Below are 4,686 nucleotides of genomic sequence, written 5' to 3' on the forward strand. Positions count from 1 at the left end.
GGCCTTTGCCGCCTATCACGGGCGGCGCTATGCCGTCGCCGTCGCCAGCCCGACTCTGGCCCTGATGCTCTGCCTGCGTGCCTATGAAATAAGGCCGGGCGACGAAGTCATCCTCTCGCCCTATAGCTGGTGGCAGATCGGGCACGCCCTGGCATGGTACGGGGTTCAGCCGGTGTTCGCGGATATCGATTACTACTCCGGCACGATCTCCCCCAAAGGGGCTGAGACCCTGATCACGGAGAAAACCCGGGCGATTCTCGCCGGCAATACCAAGGGGCATCCTGCCTTCTGGCAGGAGCTGCGCACGATGGCCAACGAAAACGGTCTGATTCTGCTGGAAGATTCGACGGAGGCCATCGGCTCCCGCTATCAGGACAAGCTGGTCGGCAGCTTCGGGGACAGCGCTATTTTTGCCTTTGCTCAGCCCTCTGCCCTGGTCTGCGGTGAAGGTGCCATGATCGTCACGGACGATACCGAAACCGTCAGCCGTCTGCGCCAATACCGCGCGCGGGGCGTCAGTGAGCGGGGCTCGGTGGTGGCGCCTACCCGTCCACCCCTGCAGGCAGAAATGAGCGATATTCAGGCCGCCATAGGGCTGGTCCAGCTCGCCCGTCTGGACGGTATTTTGCAACGCCGACAGCAGGTGGAAGCGCTTTACTTTGAGTACATGAAGTCCTTTGAAGGTATCAAGGATCCTTACCACGGGCCGGATGCCACTGCGGTGCACTGGTTTGTGTACGAAGTACACCTCGGTACCCGGTTCAGCCGCAGCAGTCGGGATGCCATCGTCACTGATCTCCGCGCCCAGGGTATCGAGGCGGCCTCTTACTGCCTGCCCATGCAGACCCAATTCTATTATCGCGAGCGGGGCGGCGGTCACTGTCCGACCGCCGTGCGGGTGTCCGACCGCACCCTGATCCTGCCTTTTCACCCGCGCCTGGGAGAAGAGGAAATCGCCTTTATCATCGAAACATTGAAGGATGCATCCGTCAATGTGGGTGCTGGTGCCGCCATTTATTAGTGTGTTGTTTTTACGTTCATTTTAATAGAGGAGAAGATTGAATGCCCATTATCACCATCAAACCCAGTGGTAAAACCGTCGAGATGCCCGTGGGGGCCAGTCTCGCCGCCGCGGTGATCGCTGCCGGTGAACCCATGGTCCTGAAGTGCGAAGGCAAAGGCGAATGCGATAGCTGCCATATTTTCGTCCAGGAAGGGCGGAAGAGCGTGTCGAAAATCCAGCGTCTGGAAAATGAACGCCTGGATACCATCGTTGGCGTCGGCAGCAAATCCCGTCTGGCCTGTCAGGCCATGATCGGTGAAGAAGACGTCGTCATCGAGCTTTTGGGATTTTCTTCGGGCCTATAAGGAGGATGTGATGGAACAGTCGCTCGTCATCATTCATGCACGTTTTGCCAACGATGGCAGTGTGCGGGAAATTGGCGAGTGTCCCAGCGGGACCAGCCCTCAGGACTGGTTCAATGCGCTGAGCAGACACTCTGCCAATGGTTATGAATCTCTCTCCGGGGGAAGGGGCATTTTTCGCCTCGAACCAGCGGTCATCGAACAGATCAAGGCTGCGGTTCTTTCCCTCGCTACATAAGGAAGCATGACTATGGACAAGGATCTTTCGGAAATCTTCAGCGGCCTTGCGGAAGGGCGCATCATTCCGTATCTCGGTCCCGGCCTGTTGCCGGAGGCCGGAGCCACCCTGCCTAGCGGGTTGCCGGCATTGGCGGAAGTGCTCAGCAGCCAGGTGACGGTGCCTCACAAGGTCCGGCGCAACCTCACCGGGGCCGCGCAGTATATCGAGAACTTCAAGCACCGCAAGACCCTCGTGGGCATGATGGACAAGACCTTTGCCGAGGATCCGCCGATCCATCCTTTGCAGCGCGATCTGGCCACACGGCCACTCCCGTTGATCGTCCACCTCTGGTACGACAACGGTATGGCCAAGGCGTTGGCCGAACAGGGTACACGCTGGGGACGTATCCAGGGGCTCAGTCAGACCGAGCATTTTGGCCACTGGACGGGATATATGGATGCCGAGGGCCAGTCGGTCGAAGCCGCAGTGGCTGCCCAATGGGACACGATACTGTATGAGCCTTGGGGCTCACAAAGTCCGGCCAATAATTACCTCGTTTCTGATACGGATTTTGTCGAAGTGCTGACGGAAATTGACATTCAGACGCCTATCCCGGAGATAGTCCAACAAATCCGCACGGGGCGCCATTTTCTTTTTGTCGGATGCCGTTTCAATGACCAGTTGCAGCGCAATTTCGCCCGCCAGATCATGAAGCGTTCATCGGATCGTCATTGGGCGCTGATAGAGGCACCGCTGACCCGGAACGAAACGCGTTTTGTTCGCGAGCAGGGGATTCAGGTGCTCCAGATGCCCTCTGGCGTCTTGTTAGGCGAGGCCATCGTAGCCAAGGCGGGATAAATAAGCAGGGGACAAGGCGATGTTATGGAGCAAAACCTGTGACTACGCGCTTCAGGCTTTAGTGTACGTGGCATCTCAGCCTGAAGATGTCTGTGTTCGCAGTCAGGATGTGGCTGCTTACCTCTATGAGGTGCCCTCTCCCTACCTCTTGAAAATCCTCAAGGAGTTGGCGGGGAAGGGCATACTTCAGTCGTTCAAGGGGCGCGGCGGTGGCTTTTTGCTGGCGCCGGGAATCCGGGAATCAGGACTTCTGGAGATGGTGAAGCGTATTGAGGGAGAACCTTTTGGCGATGCTTGCGTTTTGGGTCTCGCCAAGTGCGCCGATGAGACCGCATGCCCCGCTCATCACGCCTGGTCACCCATAAAAAATAAGGTACTGGAATTGCTCAGCGAGCAAACCATAGGCCATATGGCGGAGGCGGTGCGCGATGGCCGCTATGATTTACGGCTGCTGCGCAAGGCGGGATAGCGGGAGCGGTTGCACGCGACAATGGGTCCATCGTTATATTTTATGATATATGGGGAGCGCTATGAAAGCATGGGTTCGTTATGTGACCGTTCTGATCTTCTTGTTTTGCGGCACTATGGCCCATGCCGGCACGGTCATGGTCGCCGCTGCTCCCAACATCAAGTTCGCTTTCGACAACCTGGAAGTGGCTTTTCACCAGCAGACTGGTATTGCGGTCAAGCCGGTTTACGCATCTTCCGGAGCGCTGACCCAGCAGATTGAGGCTGGAGCGCCCTATGACGTATTCCTTGCGGCCGATACCAAATATCCGGAACATCTCTACACAGCGGGCATGACCGCAAGCGCACCCAAAGTCTATGCCTACGGCACCCTGGTGCTTTGGAGCAAAGCCCCCGTGAATTTCACCAACTGGCAGTCGCTCCTGAAAGGTCCGGAGATACGGAAAATCGCCGTGCCTAATCCGCGTCTGGCACCCTATGGTCTGCAGGCTTTGCGGGCGCTCAAGTATTATCATCTCTTTGATCCGCTCAAGGGCAAGATCATTTATGGCGAGAATCTGCTGACGGTGATCCAGTATGTCGATGCCGGCGCGGCAGAGGTCGGTTTCACGGCCAAGTCGCTCATGGCAGCCCCCGAGATGCGTGGCAGGGGCCATTGGGTGGAAATCCCCCAAAGCGCCTATAAACCCATCGCCCAGTCGGCGGTGCTTCTCAAGCGGGGTGCCAGCAACCCCGATGCACAGAAGTTCCTGGCGTTTGTCTATTCTCCCGCAGGACGCCGTATCCTCAAGGCGAACGGCTATCGGCTGCCCTGAGTATTTCATGATATGAACCGATTGCGCGGAGAGATCGTTGAAATATTGAGCGCTGAGCACCTGAGTCTGGTAGATGTGGCGGTGGGGCCGGATTGCCTTTCAGCGGTATTGCTGGCCTCCCTCGATGAAGAGCCGCTGCTACGGGTCGGTCAACAGGTTGACCTCTGCTTCAAGGAAACAGAAGTGGGATTAGCCAAGGATCTGCAGGGACGTATCAGCCTGCGCAATCGTCTGCCGGTCAAGGTGGAGGAAATCAGCCGTGGCGTTATCCTTTCTGAGATTTGGCTGGATTACCGTGGACAGGTACTGCGCTCGGTGATTACCAGCCGCTCCGCCGAGCGCCTGGAATTGCGTCCCGGCGATCTGCTGGAGGCCCTCATCAAGTCCAATGAGGTCGCGATCCTGGAGGATGGTCATGCCTTTTGACTGGGAACCCCTGCTACTGACCTTTAAGCTCGCGATCGTGGTCACCGCCATCCTTTGGGTCATTGGTATCCCCCTTGCCTATTGGCTGGCCCATAGTCACGTCCGCTGGAAAGCCCTTGTCGAAACCCTGGTGAGTATGCCGCTGGTGCTGCCGCCCTCGGTGCTGGGTTTTTATCTGCTGCTGATCTTCAGCCCCAACCACTGGTTCGGCGGCGCACTGCAACATAGCCTGGGTATTCAGCTCGCTTTCAGCTTTCCCGGCCTGATAGTCACGTCGGTAATTTTCAGCCTGCCCTTCATGGTGCATCCCATTCAAGCGGGGTTCCAGAGTCTGCCACCCGCTTTGCGTGAAGCCGCTTATGTGCTCGGCAAATCCCGCGGGGAAACGCTCCTGCGGGTACAACTTCCTAATATGAAGCCTTCCCTGCTCTCCGGCACCGTTCTGGCCTTTGCCCACACCATCGGCGAATTCGGCGTCGTTCTCATGATCGGCGGCGACCTGCCGGGCGAAACCCGGGTCGCCTCCATTGCCAT

Annotated in this window: 8 protein-coding genes; all 8 read left to right on the plus strand. The window is 57.7% G+C overall.

Annotated features, from left to right (window positions below; translation table 11 throughout):
- On the plus strand, positions 1-1,021 hold a 1,021-nt coding region (locus AC2VNK_RS02965), incomplete at its 5' end, for a DegT/DnrJ/EryC1/StrS family aminotransferase (protein ID WP_486882745.1).
- 41 nt (positions 1,022-1,062) lie between these two features.
- Entirely contained in the window at positions 1,063-1,368 is a 306-nt protein-coding gene (locus AC2VNK_RS02970) for a 2Fe-2S iron-sulfur cluster-binding protein (protein ID WP_215853351.1), read from the plus strand.
- A 10-nt stretch (positions 1,369-1,378) separates the two neighbouring features.
- On the plus strand, positions 1,379-1,603 hold the full coding sequence (locus AC2VNK_RS02975) for a hypothetical protein (RefSeq protein ID WP_215853350.1): 225 nt from the start codon (positions 1,379-1,381) through the stop codon (positions 1,601-1,603).
- Between the two features lie 12 nt (positions 1,604-1,615).
- Positions 1,616-2,443: an SIR2 family NAD-dependent protein deacylase gene (locus AC2VNK_RS02980; RefSeq protein ID WP_486882746.1), complete on the plus strand. Its 828-nt coding sequence runs from the start codon at positions 1,616-1,618 to the stop codon at positions 2,441-2,443.
- Positions 2,444-2,462: 19 nt separating this feature from the next.
- Entirely contained in the window at positions 2,463-2,912 is a 450-nt protein-coding gene (locus tag AC2VNK_RS02985; protein WP_291522692.1) for an RrF2 family transcriptional regulator, read from the plus strand.
- Between the two features lie 61 nt (positions 2,913-2,973).
- Positions 2,974-3,726: a molybdate ABC transporter substrate-binding protein gene (gene modA / locus AC2VNK_RS02990; RefSeq protein WP_291522694.1), complete on the plus strand. Its 753-nt coding sequence runs from the start codon at positions 2,974-2,976 to the stop codon at positions 3,724-3,726.
- A gap of 12 nt (positions 3,727-3,738) precedes the next feature.
- The gene (locus AC2VNK_RS02995) at positions 3,739-4,152 is read left to right on the plus strand and encodes a TOBE domain-containing protein (protein ID WP_291522696.1); all 414 of its coding nucleotides are present in this window, start codon (positions 3,739-3,741) and stop codon (positions 4,150-4,152) included.
- Positions 4,142-4,686, plus strand: a 545-nt coding sequence (gene modB, locus AC2VNK_RS03000; RefSeq protein WP_486882747.1) for a molybdate ABC transporter permease subunit, incomplete at its 3' end; no start/stop codon positions are given. The genes AC2VNK_RS02995 and modB, both read left to right, overlap by 11 nt.

It is taken from the genome of Acidithiobacillus sp. TH-A35, assembly GCF_057473505.1.

Coding starts and splice junctions, on each gene's coding strand:
- AC2VNK_RS02995 (WP_291522696.1), top strand. CDS start 3,739: ATGAACCGATTGCGCGGAGAGATCGTTGAAATATTGAGCGCTGAGCAC.
- AC2VNK_RS02980 (WP_486882746.1), top strand. CDS start 1,616: ATGGACAAGGATCTTTCGGAAATCTTCAGCGGCCTTGCGGAAGGGCGC.
- AC2VNK_RS02975 (WP_215853350.1), top strand. CDS start 1,379: ATGGAACAGTCGCTCGTCATCATTCATGCACGTTTTGCCAACGATGGC.
- AC2VNK_RS02970 (WP_215853351.1), top strand. CDS start 1,063: ATGCCCATTATCACCATCAAACCCAGTGGTAAAACCGTCGAGATGCCC.
- modA (WP_291522694.1), top strand. CDS start 2,974: ATGAAAGCATGGGTTCGTTATGTGACCGTTCTGATCTTCTTGTTTTGC.
- AC2VNK_RS02985 (WP_291522692.1), top strand. CDS start 2,463: ATGTTATGGAGCAAAACCTGTGACTACGCGCTTCAGGCTTTAGTGTAC.